At 58.0% G+C, this 20,454-nt stretch carries 18 protein-coding genes; 17 read left to right on the top strand and 1 reads right to left on the bottom strand.

The features are described from left to right. The 9 genes from rnhB to ispD all read left to right on the top strand — a co-directional run bounded on the left by rnhB (position 1) and on the right by ispD (position 12,184). On the top strand, positions 1-654 hold the full coding sequence (gene rnhB, locus RYB09_RS05405; protein WP_058399658.1) for a ribonuclease HII: 654 nt from the start codon (positions 1-3) through the stop codon (positions 652-654). Between the two features lie 68 nt (positions 655-722). Beyond that, a complete protein-coding gene (gene dnaE / locus RYB09_RS05400; protein ID WP_002554715.1) occupies positions 723-4,244 on the top strand; it encodes a DNA polymerase III subunit alpha in 3,522 nt (1,173 codons plus the stop codon). A 128-nt stretch (positions 4,245-4,372) separates the two neighbouring features. Further along, positions 4,373-5,320 carry an acetyl-CoA carboxylase carboxyl transferase subunit alpha gene (gene accA, locus RYB09_RS05395; protein ID WP_058407350.1) on the top strand — a complete coding sequence of 316 codons (948 nt, stop codon included), beginning with the start codon at positions 4,373-4,375 and terminating at the stop codon, positions 5,318-5,320. A gap of 152 nt (positions 5,321-5,472) precedes the next feature. Then, a complete protein-coding gene (gene tilS, locus RYB09_RS05390) occupies positions 5,473-6,810 on the top strand; it encodes a tRNA lysidine(34) synthetase TilS (protein WP_316887624.1) in 1,338 nt (445 codons plus the stop codon). 263 nt (positions 6,811-7,073) lie between these two features. Continuing rightward, a complete protein-coding gene (locus tag RYB09_RS05385) occupies positions 7,074-8,705 on the top strand; it encodes a CTP synthase (protein ID WP_002554712.1) in 1,632 nt (543 codons plus the stop codon). Positions 8,706-8,719: 14 nt separating this feature from the next. After that, a complete protein-coding gene (gene kdsA / locus RYB09_RS05380) occupies positions 8,720-9,565 on the top strand; it encodes a 3-deoxy-8-phosphooctulonate synthase (protein ID WP_004666021.1) in 846 nt (281 codons plus the stop codon). Positions 9,566-9,704: 139 nt separating this feature from the next. Continuing rightward, a complete protein-coding gene (gene eno / locus RYB09_RS05375) occupies positions 9,705-10,991 on the top strand; it encodes a phosphopyruvate hydratase (RefSeq protein WP_004666020.1) in 1,287 nt (428 codons plus the stop codon). Positions 10,992-11,181: 190 nt separating this feature from the next. Beyond that, complete coding sequence (gene ftsB / locus RYB09_RS05370; protein WP_002554710.1) at positions 11,182-11,460, top strand: cell division protein FtsB; 279 nt, start codon at positions 11,182-11,184, stop codon at positions 11,458-11,460. Positions 11,461-11,473: 13 nt separating this feature from the next. After that, positions 11,474-12,184, top strand: a complete 711-nt coding sequence (ispD, locus tag RYB09_RS05365; RefSeq protein ID WP_004657939.1) for a 2-C-methyl-D-erythritol 4-phosphate cytidylyltransferase — start codon at positions 11,474-11,476, stop codon at positions 12,182-12,184. On the opposite strand, the gene RYB09_RS05360 is transcribed toward ispD, so the two are convergent. Continuing rightward, complete coding sequence (locus tag RYB09_RS05360; protein WP_170947352.1) at positions 12,185-13,075, bottom strand: LysR family transcriptional regulator; 891 nt, start codon at positions 13,073-13,075, stop codon at positions 12,185-12,187. Between the two features lie 110 nt (positions 13,076-13,185). On the opposite strand from RYB09_RS05360, the gene RYB09_RS05355 reads away from it, so the two are divergent. The 8 genes from RYB09_RS05355 (at position 13,186) to rpoS (ending at position 20,401) form a co-directional block, all read left to right on the top strand. Further along, the gene (locus RYB09_RS05355) at positions 13,186-14,298 is read left to right on the top strand and encodes an S-(hydroxymethyl)glutathione dehydrogenase/class III alcohol dehydrogenase (RefSeq protein ID WP_002554707.1); all 1,113 of its coding nucleotides are present in this window, start codon (positions 13,186-13,188) and stop codon (positions 14,296-14,298) included. A gap of 75 nt (positions 14,299-14,373) precedes the next feature. Then, a complete protein-coding gene (gene fghA / locus RYB09_RS05350; RefSeq protein WP_058407346.1) occupies positions 14,374-15,219 on the top strand; it encodes an S-formylglutathione hydrolase in 846 nt (281 codons plus the stop codon). 53 nt (positions 15,220-15,272) lie between these two features. Further along, on the top strand, positions 15,273-15,746 hold the full coding sequence (gene ispF / locus RYB09_RS05345; RefSeq protein WP_002554705.1) for a 2-C-methyl-D-erythritol 2,4-cyclodiphosphate synthase: 474 nt from the start codon (positions 15,273-15,275) through the stop codon (positions 15,744-15,746). After that, positions 15,743-16,801: a tRNA pseudouridine(13) synthase TruD gene (gene truD / locus RYB09_RS05340; protein WP_316887623.1), complete on the top strand. Its 1,059-nt coding sequence runs from the start codon at positions 15,743-15,745 to the stop codon at positions 16,799-16,801. The genes ispF and truD overlap by 4 nt, the downstream gene beginning before the upstream one ends. Continuing rightward, entirely contained in the window at positions 16,789-17,538 is a 750-nt protein-coding gene (surE, locus tag RYB09_RS05335; protein ID WP_316887622.1) for a 5'/3'-nucleotidase SurE, read from the top strand. Before truD ends, surE begins: the two co-directional genes overlap by 13 nt. Positions 17,539-17,579: 41 nt before the next feature. Continuing rightward, positions 17,580-18,215: a protein-L-isoaspartate(D-aspartate) O-methyltransferase gene (locus tag RYB09_RS05330; RefSeq protein ID WP_002554702.1), complete on the top strand. Its 636-nt coding sequence runs from the start codon at positions 17,580-17,582 to the stop codon at positions 18,213-18,215. A 208-nt stretch (positions 18,216-18,423) separates the two neighbouring features. After that, entirely contained in the window at positions 18,424-19,290 is an 867-nt protein-coding gene (locus RYB09_RS05325; RefSeq protein ID WP_002554701.1) for a peptidoglycan DD-metalloendopeptidase family protein, read from the top strand. A gap of 103 nt (positions 19,291-19,393) precedes the next feature. Further along, positions 19,394-20,401, top strand: a complete 1,008-nt coding sequence (gene rpoS / locus RYB09_RS05320; RefSeq protein WP_005733320.1) for an RNA polymerase sigma factor RpoS — start codon at positions 19,394-19,396, stop codon at positions 20,399-20,401. Positions 20,402-20,454: the final 53 nt, after the last annotated feature.

Below are 20,454 nucleotides of genomic sequence, written 5' to 3'. Positions count from 1 at the left end.
ATGCAAACAGGTCTGGATTTCACACTCGTCGAGGATCTGGTAGCAGGTGTTGATGAGGTAGGCCGCGGCCCGCTGTGCGGAGCGGTTGTGACGGCGGCAGTCATTCTCGACCCTGCCCGGCCTATTCTCGGGCTCAACGACTCAAAGAAGCTGACTGAAGCCCGGCGCGAAAAGCTCTACGTCGAAATTCAGGAGAAGGCCCTGTGCTGGTTCATTGCCCGGGCTGAAGTTGAAGAAATCGACGAATTGAATATTTTGCACGCCACGATGCTGGCCATGAAACGTGCCGTCGAGGGGTTGAGTATCACGCCGAAGCTGGCGCTCATCGACGGCAACCGTTGCCCGCAGTTGTCAGTGCCTTCTGCGCCGGTTGTAAAAGGCGACTCCAAGGTGCCTGCCATCGCGGCCGCATCGATTCTCGCCAAGGTTAGCCGGGATCGGGAAATGGCAGCGTTCGAACTCATCTATCCGGGTTATGGCATCGGTGGGCACAAGGGTTATCCTACCCCGGTGCACCTGGAGGCATTGGCCCGGTTGGGGCCTACGCCTATTCATCGACGCTCCTTTGCACCTGTGCGTGCAGCCCATGAAGCGCGAGCATCCATAATGATCGGCGGGTCGATCCCGCTGCCAGTCGGTTTATTGCAGGACTGACGTTTCATCCCGGGCCCGTTACAATCCTGCCCTTCGTTTTTTGTATTTTCGCGTTTTATAGGATCACCATGCCGGCTTCTTTCGTTCATCTACGCCTGCACACCGAATACTCGCTGGTTGACGGTCTGGTCCGGGTCAAACCGTTGATCAAGGCGCTGACCGGCATGAACATGCCTGCCGTGGCGGTGACCGACCAGAACAACATGTGTTCGCTGGTCAAGTTCTACAAGGCCGCGCAAGGCTCTGGTATCAAGCCGATCTGTGGTGTCGACTTGTGGCTGGCGGGCAGGGATGAAGACGCTGCGCTCAGTCGCATCAGCCTGTTGGCCATGAATGCCCAGGGCTACCGGAACCTGACCGAACTGATTTCCCGTGGTTTTATCGAAGGCCAGCGCAACGGCCAGATCGTCATCCAGCGCCAATGGGTCGCGCAGGCCAGTGAAGGCGTGATTGCGCTTTCCGCTGCAAAGGAAGGCGAGATCGGCATGGCGTTGCTCGGCGGCAACCCCGGCGAGGCGGACGAACTGCTGCGCGAATGGATGGCGGTATTTCCCGATCGTTTCTATATCGAAGTGCAGCGCACCAATCGCAACAATGACGAAGAGCACTTGCATGCCGCTGTTGCCTTGGCCGAACGTCACGGTGCGCCGCTGGTTGCGACCAACGATGTGCGTTTCATCAAGCAGACTGATTTCGAAGCCCACGAGACTCGCGTGTGTATTGGCGAAGGCCGGGCGCTGGACGATCCGCGTCGTTCGCATAACTACAGCGATCAGCAATACCTGAAAAGCCCGGAAGAAATGGCCGAGCTGTTCAGCGACCTGCCCGAGGCGCTGGAAAACACCGTCGAGATCGCCAAGCGCTGCAACATCGACGTCAAGCTGGGCACTCACTTTTTGCCCAACTTCCCGATTCCCGATGGCATGACCATCGATGAGTATTTCCGCAAGGTTTCGTTCGATGGCCTCGAAGAGCGTCTTGCCGTCCTGTTGCCCAAGGACACCACCGAAGATTACGAAGCCAAGCGTCAGGTGTATGTCGACCGGCTGAATTTCGAGCTGGATATCATCATCCAGATGGGCTTCCCTGGTTACTTCCTGATCGTGATGGACTTCATCCAGTGGGCCAAGAGCAATGGCGTACCGGTGGGGCCGGGTCGTGGTTCGGGTGCCGGATCGCTGGTTGCCTATGTACAGAAGATCACCGACCTCGACCCGCTGGAATACGATCTGCTGTTCGAACGCTTTCTGAACCCGGAACGGGTTTCCATGCCTGACTTCGACGTCGACTTCTGCATGGACGGCCGTGATCGGGTGATCGAATACGTGGCCGAGAAATACGGTCGCAATGCGGTTAGCCAGATCATCACCTTCGGTTCCATGGCGGCCAAGGCGGTGGTGCGTGACGTGGCGCGGGTGCAGGGCAAGTCTTACGGACTGGCGGATCGTCTGTCGAAGATGATCCCGTTCGAAGTCGGCATGACCCTCGAAAAAGCCTACGAGCAGGAAGAGATTCTTCGCGATTTCCTCAAGGTGGATGAGGAAGCTGCGGAAATCTGGGAGATGGCGCTCAAGCTCGAAGGCATTGTGCGTAACGTCGGTAAGCACGCCGGTGGTGTGGTGATTGCCCCGACCAAGCTGACCGACTTTTCGCCGATCTATTGCGACGAGGCCGGTGACGGCCTGGTAACCCAGTTCGACAAGGACGATGTCGAGGCGGCGGGGCTGGTGAAGTTCGACTTCCTCGGTCTGCGCACCCTGACCATCATCGACTGGGCGCTCAAGACTATCAATCGCGACCGCGCCAAGGTCAACGAAGAACCGCTGGACATCGCGTTCATCCCGCTCGACGACATGCCGACCTATCAGCTGCTGCAGCGCGCCGAAACCACGGCTGTGTTCCAGCTAGAGTCGCGCGGCATGAAAGAGCTGATCAAAAAGCTCAAGCCCGACTGTCTGGAAGACTTGATCGCACTGGTGGCGCTGTTCCGCCCCGGCCCGCTGCAATCGGGCATGGTTGACGACTTCATCAACCGTAAACACGGTCGCGCCGAGCTGTCCTACCCGCACGTCGATTATCAGTACGAAGGACTGAAGCCGGTACTGGCACCGACCTACGGCATTATCCTGTATCAGGAACAGGTGATGCAGATCGCGCAGGTCATGGCCGGTTACACCCTCGGCGGTGCAGACATGCTGCGTCGCGCAATGGGTAAGAAAAAGCCCGAGGAAATGGCCAAGCAGCGCGGCGGTTTCATTGAGGGTTGCAAGACCAACAACATCGATCCGGACCTGGCCGGTAACATTTTCGATCTGGTGGAGAAATTCGCCGGTTACGGCTTCAACAAATCCCACTCGGCTGCCTACGGACTTGTGTCATATCAGACCGCCTGGCTGAAGACTCACTACCCGGCACCGTTCATGGCTGCGGTATTGTCGGCGGATATGCACAACACCGACAAGGTCGTGACCTTGATCGAAGAAGTGCGCACGATGAAGCTGCGCCTCGACGCGCCGGACGTGAACACATCGGAGTTCAAATTCACGGTAAGCGATGATGGCCGCATTCTTTACGGGCTTGGTGCCATCAAAGGGGTGGGCGAGGGGCCGGTCGAGGCGATTACCGATGCGCGTCAGAACGGGCCGTTCAAGGACCTGTTCGATTTCTGCGCCCGCGTCGATCTCAAGCGGGTCAACAAGCGAACCCTGGACGGTCTGATTCGCAGCGGTGCGCTGGATCGTCTCGGGCCGTACTTCGAACTGGAACCCAAGGCCTATCAGGCCAACATTGATCGTAACCGCTCGGTGCTGCTTGCCGCGCTGGAAGAAGCGATTCAGGCGGCAGAGCAGACCGCGCGCAGCCACGACAGTGGTCACGCAGACCTGTTTGGCGGCCTGTTCGTTGAAGCGGATGCCGATGTTTACGCCAATCATCGCAAGACCCGCGAGCTGAGCCTCAAGGACCGTCTGCGCGGTGAAAAGGAAACCCTGGGCCTGTACCTGACCGGTCACCCGATCGATGAATATGAAGGCGAGATTCGCCGCTTCGCTCGTCAGCGCATCATCGACCTCAAGCCCGCCAGAGACACCCAGACGGTGGCCGGCCTGATCATTGCCTTGCGCGTAATGAAGAACAAGAAGGGCGACAAGATGGGGTTCATTACCCTGGACGATCGCTCTGCACGCATTGAAGCATCACTGTTTGCCGAAGCGTTTCATTCGGCTCAATCACTGCTGCAGACCGATGCTATGGTGGTGGTCGAAGGCGAAGTCAGTAATGATGACTTCTCCGGGGGGCTGCGGTTGCGCGCCAAGCGGGTCATGAGTATCGAAGATGCGCGCACCAATCTGGCCGAGAGCCTGCGAGTGACGGTACGCGCCGAAGCACTCAAGGGCGACCGGCTGCGCTGGTTGGGTGATCTGTGCAAGCGCCATCGCGGTGCCTGTCCGATCACAGTGGACTACACGGGGCAGGACGCCCGTGCATTGCTGCAATTGGGAGAAGCATGGCGGATTGATCCCGCTGACAGCTTGATTCAAGCTCTGCGTGACCAGTTCGGACGTGAGAACGTCTTTCTCCAGTATCGTTGAACGTCGCAGGCTCGACTTGCGCTCAACCCTGAATTTTAATTTCGACCTGACCGCGCCTGTTCCGAACAGGAAAGGCGCAGACGGATCAACCGGCCGGCCTCTTGGCCGTCGACCCAAGACGGATGCCTATGAACCCGAATTTTCTTGATTTCGAACAGCCTATCGCTGACTTGCAGGCCAAAATCGAAGAACTGCGCTTGGTGGGTAACGACAACTCGCTGAACATCGGCGACGAGATCTCCCGGCTGCAAGACAAGAGCAAGACGCTTACCGAAAGCATCTTCGGCAACCTGACCAGCTGGCAGATCGCGCGCATGGCACGCCATCCGCGTCGTCCCTACACGCTGGACTACATCGAAAACATCTTTACCGAGTTCGATGAGCTGCACGGTGATCGTCATTTCTCCGATGACGCAGCAATCGTCGGCGGTATTGCCCGTCTCGACGGCCAGCCGGTCATGGTTATCGGTCACCAGAAAGGTCGTGAAGTGCGCGAGAAGGTTCGTCGCAACTTCGGCATGCCGCGTCCCGAGGGCTATCGCAAGGCTTGCCGCCTGATGGAAATGGCCGAGCGCTTCAAGATGCCGATCCTGACCTTTATCGATACGCCGGGCGCTTATCCTGGTATCGATGCGGAAGAGCGTAACCAGAGCGAGGCAATTGCCTGGAACCTGCGTGTGATGGCCCGTCTCAAGACCCCGATCATCGCTACTGTTATCGGTGAAGGCGGTTCCGGTGGTGCGCTGGCGATTGGCGTATGCGACCAGTTGAACATGCTGCAGTACTCGACCTACGCGGTAATCTCCCCGGAAGGCTGCGCGTCGATTCTGTGGAAAACCGCCGAGAAGGCACCGGATGCTGCTGAAGCGATGGGTATCACCGCTGATCGCCTGAAAGGTCTGGGCATCGTCGACAAGGTTATCGCCGAGCCGCTGGGCGGTGCACATCGCGACCCGGTTGCTGCCGCTGCGTTGATTCGTGAAGAACTGAGCAGCCAGTTGGCGATGCTCAAGGCGTTCGATAACGATGAGCTGCTGGCCCGTCGTTATGACCGTCTGATGAGCTACGGTCTGTAAGCTGCGTCGCCCCGATTGTTTCCACGTCTTGCGGGCTTCTGCCCAAAGGACGTGGGAGCGAACCGCGCGACGCTTCGTTTGTTCGCGAAAGGGCTGGCTTGAGCACTGGACCGATCAGTGCGTGAATAAGCGAAGTCCGGTGAGAAACACCAATGACCACCTCCACATATAGCGGTCATGACCTTCCTGCAAGGCTCCTTCAGGCTTTGGCTCCCTGGCGCAACGCGCCAACCTGGCATATCGGCTTTTCCGGTGGCCTAGACTCCACGGTGTTGTTGCATCTTCTGGCTGAACTGGCCAAATGCGAAACCCTGCCTGTCTTACACGCCATCCACGTTCATCACGGCCTGCAGGCCGCTGCCGATGCGTGGCCTGAACATTGTCGGCAGGTTTGTCAGGCGCTGGGTGTGGCATTTGAGCTGGTTCGGGTAAGCGTCGATCCTGGCGCGAGCATCGAGCAGGCTGCCCGGCAGGCGCGTTACACCGCTTTCACTGGCAGGCTGGCTGAGGGGGATGTATTGCTCACCGGCCAGCACCGTGACGATCAGGCCGAGACCCTGTTGTTCCGCCTGCTGCGCGGCGCTGGTGTACGCGGTCTGGCTGCCATGCCCGATCAGCGAATTCTGGGGCGTGGGCATCTGGTGCGACCGCTGCTGGCAGTGTCTCGTGCCGAACTTGAAGGCTACGCGCATCAGCACGGCCTGAATTGGGTCGAAGACCCGAGCAACGACGACTCCCGATTCTCGCGCAACTTCTTGCGCAGTGACGTGCTGCCATTGCTGACCTCCAGATGGCCTCAGGCAGCGGCCAGTCTGGCGCGTACTGCGGGCCACCTTGGCGAAGCACAGCAATTGCTGGACGAGCTTGCCGTGCAGGATCTGGCCAGTGCCCAAGCCACGACGCCATTTGCCTGGCTTGGCTTTCCCGTGCTGAGCATTGGCCCGCTTGCCGTGCTGTCCGCAGCAAGGCAGCGCAATGCACTGCGCCATTGGCTTGCGCCGCTGACGCGGCTGCCGGATACCGATCACTGGGCTGGCTGGGAGGCATTGCGCGACGCGGCGCAGGATGCCCGTCCGCTGTGGCGGCTTGCCGATGGCGAGCTGCACAGGGCGCAGGGCTGCCTTTGGTGGGTGCCGGTTGACTGGGGACGCGACTGTCACCGGGTAACAGACTGGCCCGACTGCCGCACACCGCTGCACTTGCCGGGCAATGGCTGGGTAAGCCTTGAAGGTGATGCGCCGTGTGGCGCTCTGCAAATCCGCTACCGGCAGGGAGGAGAGCTGATGCTCCTCGGCGGACGCGGCAGTCGTGATCTAAAACGGCTGCTAAATGAGCAGGCTGTACCGGTTTTTCTGCGCGGCAGATTGCCGCTGCTCTACTGCGATAATGACCTGCTGGCCGTCGCCAACCTGCCTGGACTGGACGGTTCGCCCAATGAAAGCTGGCGTTTGCACTGGGTTGTACCGACCAGCGACCAAAGTTTGAGCTGAAAGGCCCTTTCAGGTAGACTACGCTCCCTTCTTGATACAACTTCTGTTGGTTCTTTTGAAACAACGCAAGTTGCCGGTTACCAACCAGTGTTTGCTGGGTAATTCTTAAAATGTAGCGCGCACCACACTGGCTTCGGCCGGTCGGTTTCAACGCAGCAGTTTCGGGAGTGCACCGTGAATTTTGTCGGTAATCGGGGGCTTCGGCCTTCCTTCGCTATCCCCGGCGGCTCTGACCGCTTTAACGCAGACTTCTAGGGTTTTTCATGACGCGCTACATCTTCGTCACGGGCGGTGTTGTTTCTTCATTGGGGAAAGGCATTGCCTCGGCTTCATTGGCGGCCATCCTGGAGGCGCGGGGACTCAAGGTCACCATGCTCAAACTGGATCCCTACATCAACGTGGACCCAGGCACCATGAGCCCGTTCCAGCACGGTGAGGTGTTCGTCACTCACGACGGCGCCGAGACCGACCTGGACCTTGGTCACTACGAGCGGTTCATCCGCACCACCATGACCCAGAACAACAACTTCACCACCGGCCGTGTGTACGAACACGTCCTGCGCAAAGAGCGCCGTGGTGATTATCTGGGGGCGACCATTCAGGTCATTCCGCATATCACCGACGAAATCAAGCGCCGCATCATCAAGGGTGCAGGCGATGCCGACGTGGCGCTGGTCGAAATCGGCGGTACGGTGGGTGACATCGAGTCGCAGCCGTTCCTCGAGGCCATCCGCCAGTTGCGTTTCGAAGTGGGCGCACGCCGCGCGATGCTGATGCACCTGACGCTGGTGCCTTACATAGCCACTGCCGGCGAGACCAAGACCAAGCCGACTCAGCATTCGGTGAAAGAATTGCGCTCAATCGGTCTGCAGCCTGATGTACTGGTTTGCCGCTCCGACCACCCGATCGACGTGTCCTCGCGTCGCAAGATCGCTCAGTTCACCAACGTTGAAGAGCGTGCGGTTATCGCCCTTGAAGACGCGGACACCATCTACAAGATCCCGGGCATCCTGCATTCGCAAGGCCTGGACGATTTTGTGGTCGAGCGCTTCGGCCTGCAATGCGAGGGTGCCGATCTGTCCGAGTGGGACAAGGTCGTCGACGCCAAGCTCAACCCCGAGCACGAAGTCACCATCGCGATGGTCGGCAAGTACATGGAGTTGCTCGACGCCTACAAGTCGTTGATCGAAGCCATGAGCCACGCCGGTATCACCAACCGTACCAAGGTGAACCTGCGTTATATCGATTCCGAAGACATCGAAAACCAGGGCACCGGCCTGCTGGAAGGCGTGGATGCGATTCTGGTTCCAGGCGGCTTTGGCCTGCGCGGCGTCGAGGGCAAGATCACTGCCGTCCAGTTTGCACGGGAAAACAAGGTGCCGTATCTGGGCATCTGCCTGGGCATGCAAGTGGCGGTCATCGAGTTCGCACGTAACGTGCTGGGCTGGAAAGACGCCAACTCCACCGAGTTCAACCGTACCAGCGCGCACGCCGTGGTGGGTCTCATCACCGAGTGGGAAGATGCCACCGGTGCAGTCGAAACCCGTACCGAAAGTTCCGATCTGGGCGGCACCATGCGTCTAGGGGCACAGGATTGCCAGCTTGAAGCCGGTTCGCTGGTACACGACTGCTACCGCAAGGACGTGATTGTCGAGCGTCATCGTCATCGCTATGAAGTGAACAACAACCTGCTGCCACAACTGATCGAGGCAGGCCTGAAGATTTCCGGTCGCTCCGGCGACGGTGCGCTGGTTGAAGTGGTCGAAGCACCGGATCATCCATGGTTCGTCGCTTGCCAGTTCCACCCGGAATTCACTTCCACGCCCCGTGACGGTCATCCGCTGTTCAGCGGTTTCGTCAAGGCGGCACTGGCTCAACATCAGAAAAACTCCTGACAGGGACTTCACACATGGCTCAGAAAACAATTCGCGTAGGTTCGATCGAGATCGCCAACGACAAGCCAATGGTGCTGTTCGGCGGCATGAACGTACTCGAGTCCCGGGATATGGCCATGCAGGTCTGTGAAGAGTACGTAAGGGTGACCGAAAAGCTCGGTATCCCTTACGTGTTCAAAGCCAGCTTCGACAAGGCCAACCGCTCTTCGGTGAATTCCTACCGCGGGCCGGGCCTTGAAGAGGGCATGCGCATTTTCGAAGAGATCAAGCGCACCTTCAACGTGCCGTTGATCACCGACGTGCACGAGCCTCATCAGGCTGCCGTGGTTGCCGAAGTGTGCGACATCATCCAGTTGCCGGCCTTCCTGTCGCGTCAGACCGATCTGGTCGTTGCGATGGCGAAGACCGGCGCAGTCATCAACATCAAGAAAGCCCAGTTTCTCGCACCTCAGGAAATGAAACACATCCTGACCAAGTGCGAAGAGGCGGGTAATGATCAGTTGATTCTCTGCGAGCGGGGTTCCAGCTTCGGTTACAACAATCTGGTGGTGGACATGCTCGGCTTCGGCGTCATGAAGCAGTTCGAATACCCGATCCTGTTCGATGTGACACACGCCCTGCAAATGCCGGGTGGTCGCTCCGATTCTGCCGGTGGCCGCCGCGCTCAGGTCCTGGATCTGGCCAAGGCAGGCATCAGCCAGAATCTGGCCGGCCTGTTCCTTGAAGCGCATCCGGACCCTGACAACGCCAAATGCGACGGCCCGTGTGCCCTGCGTCTGGACAAGCTGGAGCCGTTCCTGGCCCAGCTCAAGTCACTGGATGAACTTGTCAAAAGTTTTCCGATCGTAGAGACCGCTTGAACAGGGTTCTCCGGTAAAGTGCCGTTCCCCGTCATTCGTGACGGGGTTGTCGCATTCAGACCTGCCTTTTTCTGCGTCTGACTGCGAGCATTGTTTTCCCAGCTGCGTCGTTTTCGTCAATCTTGGAGTGTTTACAACAATGGCAAAAATCGTCGACATCAAAGGTCGTGAAGTTCTCGACTCCCGTGGCAATCCCACTGTAGAAGCAGATGTGGTCCTCGATAACGGCATCGTTGGCAGCGCCTGCGCGCCGTCTGGTGCTTCAACCGGCTCGCGCGAAGCGCTGGAGCTGCGTGATGGCGACAAGAGCCGTTACATGGGCAAGGGCGTTCTGAAGGCTGTAGCCAACATCAACGGCCCTATCCGTGACCTGCTTCTGGGCAAGGACCCGGTTGACCAGAAGGCTCTGGATCACGCGATGATCAAGCTGGACGGCACCGAGAACAAGGCAAGCCTGGGTGCAAACGCAATTCTTGCGGTCTCCCTGGCAGCTGCCAAGGCGGCGGCTCAGGATCAGGATCTGCCGTTGTACGCGCACATCGCCAACCTCAATGGCACACCGGGCGTGTACTCCATGCCGGTGCCGATGATGAACATCATCAACGGTGGCGAGCATGCTGATAACAACATCGACATCCAGGAATTCATGATCCAGCCTGTCGGCGCCAAAACCTTCGCTGAAGGCCTGCGCTGGGGCACCGAGATTTTCCATCACCTCAAGGCAGTGCTCAAGGCGCGTGGCCTGAACACCGCTGTTGGCGACGAAGGCGGTTTCGCGCCTAACCTGGCGTCCAACAAGGAAGCGCTCGACGCTATTGCCGAAGCCGTCGCCAATGCGGGTTACACGCTGGGCACCGACGTGACCCTGGCGCTGGACTGCGCGGCGAGCGAGTTCTACAAGAACGGCAAGTACAAACTCAGCGAAGAGGGCGAGTACAGCTCCGCCGAGTTTGCCGAATACCTTGCCGAGCTGACGCGCAAGCATCCGATCATTTCCATTGAAGACGGTCTGGACGAGTCTGATTGGGATGGCTGGAAAGTTCTCACCGACAAGATCGGCGAGAAAGTCCAACTGGTCGGTGACGACCTGTTCGTAACCAACACCAAGATCCTGAAAGAAGGCATCGACAAGAAGATCGCCAACTCGATTCTGATCAAGTTCAACCAGATCGGCTCCCTGACCGAAACGCTGGAAGCCATTCAGATGGCCAAGGCTGCCGGTTACACTGCGATCATCTCTCACCGTTCCGGCGAAACCGAAGACTCGACCATTGCCGACCTGGCTGTGGGCACGTCTGCCGGTCAGATCAAAACCGGTTCGCTGTGCCGCTCCGACCGCGTTTCCAAGTACAACCAACTGCTGCGCATCGAAGAGCAATTGGGCTCCAAGGCCGCGTATCGTGGTCGTGCCGAGTTTCGCGGTTGAGCCATAGATGGTAAAAAGACGCAGAGTGCTGCACAGACTCGAGTCACCTGACTTGCCTGTGCAGCTCTGATGCTGACGCTCCGCGGTAATCTGGAGTGATTGAGCCTGGCTTATGTCAGGCTCAATGCCCTCAGTCGTTTGTTGTTCACGTTGGCTCTGCTGTCTTTTTTACTGGGTACCTGATATTTCAATGCGCAGTCCTAACTGGTTGTTCCTCGTCCTGCTCCTGTTGCTGGCTGGCTTGCAGTACCGCCTTTGGGTCGGTAACGGAAGCCTTGCGCAAGTGGCCAGCCTGACTCAGCAGATTGCCGACCAGCACGCTGAGAATGAGGTGCTGCTGGAGCGCAACCGCGTGCTTGATGCCGAGGTCATGGAGTTGAAAAAGGGTCTGGAAACCGTCGAAGAACGTGCCCGACATGAACTCGGCATGGTCAAGGACGGCGAAACCCTTTACCAGCTCGCGCAATAATCAAGTTGGTGCCATGAAAGACTTTCTTCCTGCCTTCTGGGCAGTGATACCTGCAGCGGGCATTGGTGCTCGCATGGCAGCTGACCGTCCCAAGCAATATTTGCAACTGGGCGGCCTGACAATTCTTGAACACAGCCTGCTTTGCTTTCTCGATCACCCTCGGCTCAAGGGCCTGGTGATCAGTCTGGCTGTGGACGACCCTTACTGGGCTGCATTGCCCTGCGCTAAAGATGCCCGCATTCAGCGAGTGGATGGCGGCAGCGAGCGTTCAGGCTCGGTGCTCAATGCGCTTCTGCACCTGCATGCTCAGGGCGCGAGCGACAATGACTGGGTGCTTGTGCATGACGCTGCGCGCCCTAATCTGGCGCGTAGTGATCTGGATAATCTGCTCGGAGAGCTGGCTGACGACCCGGTTGGCGGCCTGCTGGCCGTACCGGCCCGGGATACCCTCAAACGTGCCGACAGCAGTGGTCGCGTGCTTGAAACCGTGGACCGGAGCCTGATCTGGCAAGCATTCACGCCGCAGATGTTTCGTCTTGGGGCCCTGCATCGCGCCTTGGCGGACAGTCTGGTGTCGAATGTGAGCATCACCGATGAAGCATCGGCGATCGAGTGGGCAGGGCAGTCGCCGCGACTGGTCGAAGGGCGGTCCGATAACATCAAGGTCACTCGCCCCGAGGATCTTGAATGGTTGCGTCAACGCCGCACTGAGTTCGGCCGTTAGCTACTGGCGGTACTCATCACGCATCGCCAATCCTTCTTTAAGGTAGTCCACCAGCTTGCGTACCTTGGGCGACAGGTGCCTTTGCTGCGGATAGAGCGCCCAAACGGCAGTATTGGGCGGTTGATGGGCTTCCAGCAATGAAACCAGCGTTCCGTCATTGAGGTGTTTCTGCACGTAATAGTCTGGCAACTGACACAGGCCAACCCCATGTAGCGCGGCATCCAGAACCGCCTGACCGCTGTTGCAGCGCCAGTTGCCTTGCACTCTCTGAGAAAACTCGCGGCCATTCTGCTGAAGCTGCCAGGTATCGCTGCCCCCGACCAGACAGTTGTGGCGATTCAGTTCCGACAGGCTGTGAGGTCGCCCGTAGCGTTCAATGTAGGAAGGCGCAGCACACAGATACATTTGCCGTGGCGCGAGGCGGGTTGCAACCATGCGCGAATCCTGTAGCCGGCCAAGGCGAATCGCCAGATCCATTCCTTCATGCACCAGATCAAGCGTTTCGTTGCTCAGCTCAATGTCGACCCGCAAGTGCGGATACAGGTCCATGAAGCGTGTCACCAAAGGCGTGATGAAGCGCTCGCCATACGCCACCGCGCAGGTCATGCGTAGCAACCCTTTCGGTTCGCTGGCCAGATCGCCTACAGCGCGCAGTGCTTCTTCGCGGCCGTCCTGCAAACGTTGGCAGTGATGTAAAAACGTTTGACCAGCCTCTGTCAGCGCGACCTTGCGCGTGCTGCGATAAAGCAAACGGGTTTGCAGTCGTTCTTCAAGGCGCACGATCTGGCGGCTGATATGTGACGAGGAAACCCCAAGCCTTTGTGCAGCCGCTGTGAACTGGCCGCATTCAGCGACCGCAACGAATTCGTCCAGACCTTCCCAGCGATTGATGTGCATGGATTATCCCTGTACAGCATTAATGTTTTGCTTTTAGCCGTATTACTCGCCAATTGGCACTGTACTACACTGCAAACCTTGTTTTTACCCGTCGGAGAAGTTTGATGATCAAGTCGCGCGCTGCTGTCGCTTTTGAAGCCAAAAAGCCATTGGAGATCGTTGAAGTCGATGTCGCCATGCCCAAGGCGGGAGAAGTGCTGCTCAAAGTAGTGGCCTCCGGCGTCTGCCATACCGATGCCTACACACTTTCCGGTGCCGATCCCGAGGGGATTTTTCCGTCGATCCTCGGCCACGAAGGCGGTGCAATTGTCGAAGCCATTGGCGAAGGTGTCACCTCTGTCGCGGTCGGCGACCACGTCATTCCGCTGTATACCCCGGAATGCCGTCAGTGCAAATTCTGCCGCTCGGGCAAGACCAACCTGTGTCAGGCGATTCGTGCCACTCAGGGTAAAGGCCTGATGCCGGATGGCACCACGCGCTTTTCCTACAAGGGCGAGCCGATTTTCCACTACATGGGCACCTCGACTTTCTCCGAATACACCGTACTGCCGGAAATCTCGGTGGCCAAAATCGACAAACAGGCACCGCTGGAAAAAGTCTGCCTGCTGGGTTGTGGTGTCACCACCGGTATCGGTGCGGTGCTCAACACTGCCAAGGTCAAGCCTGGCGATACCGTAGCGATCTTCGGTCTGGGCGGTATCGGTCTCTCAGCGTTGATCGGTGCGGTCAAAGCCAAAGCGTCTCGAATCATCGCCATCGATATCAACCCGGCCAAGTTCGAGATCGCCAAACAGTTGGGCGCGACTGATTGCGTCAATCCGAAAGATTTCGACCGTCCTATTCAGGAAGTCATTGTTGACATGACCGATGGCGGGGTGGATTTCTCCTTTGAGTGCATCGGCAATGTACAGCTCATGCGTGCAGCGCTGGAATCCTGCCACAAGGGCTGGGGCGAGTCGGTCATCATCGGCGTGGCCGGTGCCGGTCAGGAAATCTCTACCCGTCCGTTCCAGCTGGTGACCGGGCGCGTTTGGCGCGGTTCGGCATTTGGTGGCGTGCGTGGCCGCACCGAATTGCCAAGCTATGTCGACATGGCGCAGACCGGTGAAATTCCGCTGGATACGTTCATTACCCATACCATGGGCCTGGAAGACATCAACAAGGCGTTCGACCTGATGCATGAAGGCAAAAGCATCCGCACCGTCATTCATTTTTGAGGAGCGGCGGCAAGCGGCAAGCACGAAGATTTGTTACATGCTTGTAGCTTGCCGCTTGCAACTGGAGGAAGCGACATGCCTTTGGAAAATATTTCCTGCCAGAAAAGCTTCGGCGGCTGGCACAAGCGTTACAAACACCACTCTCAAGTACTGGGTTGTGACATGGTGTTTGCAGTCTATCTGCCGCCGCAGGCAGAGCAGGGCGGCAAGCTGCCCGTGTTGTACTGGCTTTCCGGCCTGACCTGCACCGACGAGAACTTCATGCAGAAAGCCGCCGCTCACCGGCTTGCGGCCGAGCTGGGCATTATCATCGTGGCACCTGATACCAGCCCGCGCGGTGCCGACGTAGCCGACGACCCTGACGGCGCCTGGGACTTCGGTCAAGGGGCGGGCTTCTATCTCAATGCCACCGAACAGCCATATGCGCGGCATTACCAGATGCATGATTACGTCGTCAGGGAGCTGCCAGCCCTTATCGAAGAGCACTTCCCGGCGTCAGAGGCGCGCAGTATCAGCGGGCACTCGATGGGCGGGCATGGGGCGCTGGTCTGCGCACTGCGCAATCCTGGCCGCTATCGCTCGGTATCGGCGTTTTCGCCGATCAGTAATCCGATCGATTCCCCCTGGGGGCAAAAGGCATTTTCCCGTTATCTGGGTGAAGACCGTTCTCGCTGGCGTGAGTGGGATGCCAGTGTGTTGATTGCGCAAGCGTCGGAAAAACTGCCGACCCTGGTGGATCAGGGTGATCGTGACGACTTTCTGGTCAATCAGCTCAAGCCTGAAGTTCTGGTTCAGGCCGCCAAGGCTGCTAACTATCCGCTGACCTTGCGGATGCAGCCAGGTTATGACCACAGCTATTTCTTCATCGCCAGCTTCATCGAAGAGCATCTAAGGCATCACGCTGAAGCCTTGAACAGCTAACCAGCGCCAAAGCAGGTAGAATCACGCCCTGACTTTTTTCAGGGCGTTTTTTTATGCGTATTGGCCATGGCTATGATGTGCACCGTTTCGCTGAAGGCGACTTCATTACCTTGGGCGGCGTGCGGATTGCACACGGGTTCGGCCTGCTGGCCCATTCCGATGGCGATGTCCTGCTGCATGCCCTGAGCGATGCGCTTTTGGGGGCCGCGGCACTGGGCGATATCGGCAAGCACTTTCCTGACACCGATCCGCAATTCAAGGGTGCCGACAGCCGCGTGCTGCTGCGTCATGTCCTCAAGCAGATCCACGGCAAAGGCTGGAAAGTCGGTAATGTCGACGCCACCATCGTTGCCCAGGCACCAAAAATGGCACCGCATATCGATGCCATGCGCGCCTTGATCGCTGAAGATCTGCAGGTTGAGCTGGATCAGGTGAACGTGAAAGCGACAACGACAGAAAAACTCGGCTTTACCGGGCGCGAAGAAGGCATCGCGGTGCATGCCGTTGCGTTGTTGCTGCGCGCATGAATGAACTTGAACTGCTTGGCCCCAGGGCCTACGGCGATGCACTGGGTCGTGCAGCCCTCAAGGCGACTGCCGAAGACTTTCAGGTCGACGAGGTGCTGGACATTCCGCTTTCAGGCGATGGCGAGCATTTATGGCTGTGGGTCGAAAAACGCGGCCTGAATACCGAAGAGGCGGCACGTCGGCTGGCCCGGGCCGCGGGGGTGCAGTTGCGTACGGTCAGCTATGCCGGTCTCAAGGACCGCCAGGCACTGACCCGCCAGTGGTTCAGCATTCAACTGCCGGGCAAAGCCGATCCTGATCTGTCGGCCGCGCAGGACGATACGCTGCAGATTCTCAAAAGCACTCGACACAAGCGCAAGCTGCAACGCGGTGCTCACGCTGCGAATGGCTTTACGTTGCGGCTTACGCAACTGGATGCCGACACGGACGCTTTGAACCAGCGCCTTGAAACCATTGCCCGGCAGGGCATCCCCAATTATTTCGGCGCGCAGCGTTTCGGTTATCAGGGTGGAAATCTTGGCGAAGCACGCGATTACGCTGCCCGCAAAGCGTTGCCTGAGCAACGTGCGGTGCGTTCGCGACTGTTATCCACGGCGCGCAGCTACCTGTTCAATCGAGTACTGGCAGCCCGCGTTGCCGATGGCAGCTGGGAAAAGGCTCAGGTAGGGGATTTGCTGGCTTTCACCGACAGCCGCAGCTTTTTTCCGGCGGGCGTTGATGAGTGCAGCGATCCTCGGCTGGCGATTCTCGATCTGCACGCTACCGGGCCACAGTGGGGTGAAGGCCCTTCGCCAGCGGGTGGCGCGACGGCAGAGCTGGAAAATGCCATTGCCAATGATGAGTCTGCGTTGCGTGACTGGCTGGTCAGAGCGGGCATGGAGCACGAACGGCGCATCCTGCGACTGCCCATTGGGCGGCTGACGTGGCATTATCCCGAGTCTGACATTCTGCAACTGGAATTCGTCCTTCCGCCCGGATGCTTCGCCACTGTTTTAGTGCGCGAACTCATTGATCTGGTGCCGGTTGGGCAGACGGACAGCCCATGCGTATTCTGATATCAAATGATGACGGGGTGAACGCGCCCGGTCTTGTCGCGCTCCATGCGGCGCTGGCGGACTATGCCGAGTGCGTGGTGATCGCCCCTGATCAGGACAAAAGCGGTGCCAGCAGTTCCCTGACACTCGACCGGCCCTTGCACCCACATACACTGGCCAACGGCTTCATCAGTCTCAATGGTACGCCGACCGACTGCGTGCATCTGGGGATTCATGGGTTATTGGAGCATCAACCGGACATGGTGGTTTCAGGTATCAACCTGGGTGCCAATCTGGGCGACGATGTACTGTATTCGGGAACGGTCGCTGCAGCGCTTGAAGGGCGTTTTCTGCAGCGCCCGTCGTTTGCCTTTTCGTTTTTGTCACGTCAGCCGGATAATCTGGCGACGGCGGCGCATTATGCGCGTTTGCTGGTTGAGGCCCATGAGCAACTCGACCTGCCACCCCGCACGGTACTGAACGTGAATATTCCGAACCTGCCGCTTGAGCATATCCGCGGCATTCAACTGACCCGACTGGGGCACCGTGCCCGTGCTGCGGCGCCGGTAAAGGTTGTCGACCCGCGTGGTCGTGCCGGCTACTGGATTGCCGCTGCCGGCGATGTCGAGGACGGCGGTGCTGGCACCGACTTCCATGCGGTCATACAGGGTTACGTATCGATTACGCCGTTGCAGCTGGATCGAACTTATCAGGACGGATTCAGCAGCCTGAATACCTGGCTGGAGGGTCTTCGTTGATGTCGCGCGAGCAGGATGATCTATTGCGTCGCGGGATCGGGATGACCTCGCAGCGCACCCGTGAACGTCTGATCCAGCGCCTCTGCGAAGAGGGTATTTCCAACCAGCGGGTGCTGGACGTCATTCGCAAGACGCCCCGGCATCTGTTTGTCGATGAAGCGCTGGCGCATCGCGCTTATGAAGACACAGCGCTGCCCATCGGTCACAACCAGACGATTTCCCAGCCTTACATGGTCGCGCGGATGAGCGAGCTGCTATTGGCAGCCGGTCCGCTGGACAAGGTTATGGAGATCGGTACGGGGTCGGGCTATCAGACCGCGGTGCTGGCACAGCTGGTGGAGCGTGTATTTTCGGTCGAGCGTATCAAAGTCCTTCAGGACCGCGCCAAGGAGCGTCTGGTCGAGCTCAATCTGCGTAATGTGGTTTTCCGCTGGGGCGACGGCTGGGAAGGCTGGCCTGCTCTGGCACCTTATAACGGCATCATCGTCACGGCAGTGGCAACCGACGTACCGCAGGCGCTGCTTGATCAACTGGCACCTGGAGGTCGGCTGGTCATCCCGGTGGGTTCGGGAGAGGTTCAGCAATTGATGCTGATCATCCGTGAAGAAAACGGTTTTTCCCGGCACGTACTGGGGGCTGTGCGCTTCGTGCCACTGCTCAACGGGCCAATCGCGTGAAGATTGTCTGCGGTAAACAGTGAATTCTGGCTTCAGTCATTGGTCTACAGCGCGCGGCCCGGAATGTTGAATGGCCTGATGGCATCATTCCATGTAGCTGATTGATACATAACAACGTTTTTTCAACGGTTAATCACTGGCTGCCCGTCGCTATTACGGCACAATAGGCATCTTTTTTGAATTCAGTCACCAGTAAAGGGAGTGGCGGGTGAGTCTCACAGTCATTCAGCAGCTCAGGTCTTCAAGAAGTTATCAGCGTCTGGTGATTGGCATTGCTCTCAGTGTCCTTTTGGTCGGCTGCTCCAGCACGCCTTCAGGCGGGGTTCGTGTCGTTGATCGCAACGGCAATGCCGTTGCCCAGCGTCCGACGGTAACTACCGGCCAATACGTGGTCAGGCGCGGTGACACGCTTTTTTCGATTGCATTTCGTTACGGCTGGGACTGGAAAGCGCTGGCTGCCCGCAATCAGATCCCCGAGCCGTTTACCATCAAGCCAGGTCAGACAATTCGCTTTGACGGGCGCTCGTCTTCAACGCAGGACGTAGCTTCTACCTCCGGTGCAGGACGCCCGGTGACGTCTACATCAACCAGCACCAGCAGTTCCGGTTCGGTCAAAACTACGGTTATTTCCAAGCCTGTTGCGGTTGTACCTGTGGTGATACCTCCTTCTGCGACCACCGGGACAGGCCCGGCCGGTAAGTCTCCGACGGGTTGGACCTGGCCTTCAAGTGGCATTTTGATAGGAAAATTTTCCTCAAACGGCAGTTTGAATAAAGGAATTGATATCGCTGGTGATTTGGGACAGCCTGTTTTGGCAGCGTCTGATGGTTCAGTTGTTTACGCCGGAAGTGGATTACGGGGCTACGGCGAATTGATCATCATCAAACACAGCGATACCTACGTCAGTGCCTACGGTCATAATCGCAGGCTTTTGGTACGGGAAGGTCAACAGGTCAAGGCAGGGCAAACGATTGCCGAAATGGGGTCAACAGGAACTGACCGGGTGAAGCTGCATTTTGAGATTCGCCGCCAAGGGAAACCTGTAGATCCATTGGGATTTTTGCCACGTCGTTGATAGTTGCCAGCCTGTTCCAGGCGTATTAGGAACAGGCTCAAGTGTTGCCATGGAATCAGGCGATGCTGGAGCTTGAGGTCGAACTCACCAAAGGACTAAAACAATGGCTCTTGGCAACGAAGCGCCGGAGTTTGACATCGATGATGAAGTGCTCCTTATGGAAGCCGGCATTGTCCTGAAGGAAGCGTCAAACGAGAAGCAGCCACCCGCTGCCTCCGGACGCGCCAAGGTCAAGCATTCAACATCGCTCAAACAACACAAGTACATTGACTACACGCGGGCGCTTGATGCTACCCAGCTGTACCTCAATGAAATCGGTTTTTCTCCTCTACTATCCCCGGAAGAAGAAGTTCATTTTGCGCGTCTGTCGCAAAGTGGAGACCCGGCCGGGCGCAAACGCATGATTGAAAGCAATCTGCGTCTGGTAGTTAAAATTGCCAGACGTTATGTCAATCGTGGTCTGTCATTGCTTGACCTGATCGAGGAGGGCAACCTGGGGTTGATTCGGGCGGTTGAAAAATTCGACCCTGAACGCGGCTTTCGTTTTTCCACCTACGCCACCTGGTGGATTCGCCAGACCATCGAACGCGCGATCATGAATCAGACCCGGACCATCCGGCTGCCGATTCACGTCGTCAAGGAGCTGAATGTTTATCTGCGCGCGGCCCGAGAGCTGACCCAGAAGCTGGATCATGAACCTTCTCCCGAAGAAATCGCCAATCTGCTGGAAAAACCGGTAGGTGAGGTCAAGCGCATGCTCGGTCTCAACGAGCGTGTCTCGTCGGTGGACGTCTCGCTGGGGCCTGATTCGGACAAGACGCTGCTCGACACCTTGACCGACGATCGTCCGACCGACCCCTGTGAGCTGCTGCAGGACGATGATCTGTCCCAGAGCATCGATCAATGGTTGTCCGAGTTGACCGAGAAGCAACGGGAGGTTGTCATCCGTCGCTTTGGCTTGCGCGGACATGAAAGCAGCACACTTGAAGATGTAGGGCTTGAGATCGGTCTGACGCGTGAGCGGGTCAGGCAGATTCAGGTTGAAGGGCTCAAGCGCCTGCGTGAGATCCTTGAAAAAAACGGCTTGTCCAGCGAGTCTCTCTTCCAGTAACCACCCCCTCGTAACGTCAATCCAGGGCCGATATAACACAGAGTGTGTATATC

Origin of the sequence: Pseudomonas syringae group sp. J254-4 (assembly GCF_032586855.1) — a bacterium.
GTDB classification, from domain to species: domain Bacteria; phylum Pseudomonadota; class Gammaproteobacteria; order Pseudomonadales; family Pseudomonadaceae; genus Aquipseudomonas; species Aquipseudomonas amygdali.
The sequence above is the reverse complement of the archived record's forward strand: the minus strand, read 5'-3'. Positions and strand labels throughout refer to the sequence as shown.

Bases quoted from the DNA above. Each gene is read 5' to 3' on its own strand.
- ispD (WP_004657939.1), top strand. From the start codon at position 11,474: ATGAAAGACTTTCTTCCTGCCTTCTGGGCAGTGATACCTGCAGCGGGC.
- kdsA (WP_004666021.1), top strand. From the start codon at position 8,720: ATGGCTCAGAAAACAATTCGCGTAGGTTCGATCGAGATCGCCAACGAC.
- tilS (WP_316887624.1), top strand. From the start codon at position 5,473: ATGACCACCTCCACATATAGCGGTCATGACCTTCCTGCAAGGCTCCTT.
- fghA (WP_058407346.1), top strand. From the start codon at position 14,374: ATGCCTTTGGAAAATATTTCCTGCCAGAAAAGCTTCGGCGGCTGGCAC.
- RYB09_RS05385 (WP_002554712.1), top strand. From the start codon at position 7,074: ATGACGCGCTACATCTTCGTCACGGGCGGTGTTGTTTCTTCATTGGGG.
- rpoS (WP_005733320.1), top strand. From the start codon at position 19,394: ATGGCTCTTGGCAACGAAGCGCCGGAGTTTGACATCGATGATGAAGTG.
- ispF (WP_002554705.1), top strand. From the start codon at position 15,273: ATGCGTATTGGCCATGGCTATGATGTGCACCGTTTCGCTGAAGGCGAC.
- eno (WP_004666020.1), top strand. From the start codon at position 9,705: ATGGCAAAAATCGTCGACATCAAAGGTCGTGAAGTTCTCGACTCCCGT.
- ftsB (WP_002554710.1), top strand. From the start codon at position 11,182: ATGCGCAGTCCTAACTGGTTGTTCCTCGTCCTGCTCCTGTTGCTGGCT.
- dnaE (WP_002554715.1), top strand. From the start codon at position 723: ATGCCGGCTTCTTTCGTTCATCTACGCCTGCACACCGAATACTCGCTG.
- RYB09_RS05355 (WP_002554707.1), top strand. From the start codon at position 13,186: ATGATCAAGTCGCGCGCTGCTGTCGCTTTTGAAGCCAAAAAGCCATTG.
- truD (WP_316887623.1), top strand. From the start codon at position 15,743: ATGAATGAACTTGAACTGCTTGGCCCCAGGGCCTACGGCGATGCACTG.
- RYB09_RS05330 (WP_002554702.1), top strand. From the start codon at position 17,580: ATGACCTCGCAGCGCACCCGTGAACGTCTGATCCAGCGCCTCTGCGAA.
- surE (WP_316887622.1), top strand. From the start codon at position 16,789: ATGCGTATTCTGATATCAAATGATGACGGGGTGAACGCGCCCGGTCTT.
- accA (WP_058407350.1), top strand. From the start codon at position 4,373: ATGAACCCGAATTTTCTTGATTTCGAACAGCCTATCGCTGACTTGCAG.
- rnhB (WP_058399658.1), top strand. From the start codon at position 1: ATGCAAACAGGTCTGGATTTCACACTCGTCGAGGATCTGGTAGCAGGT.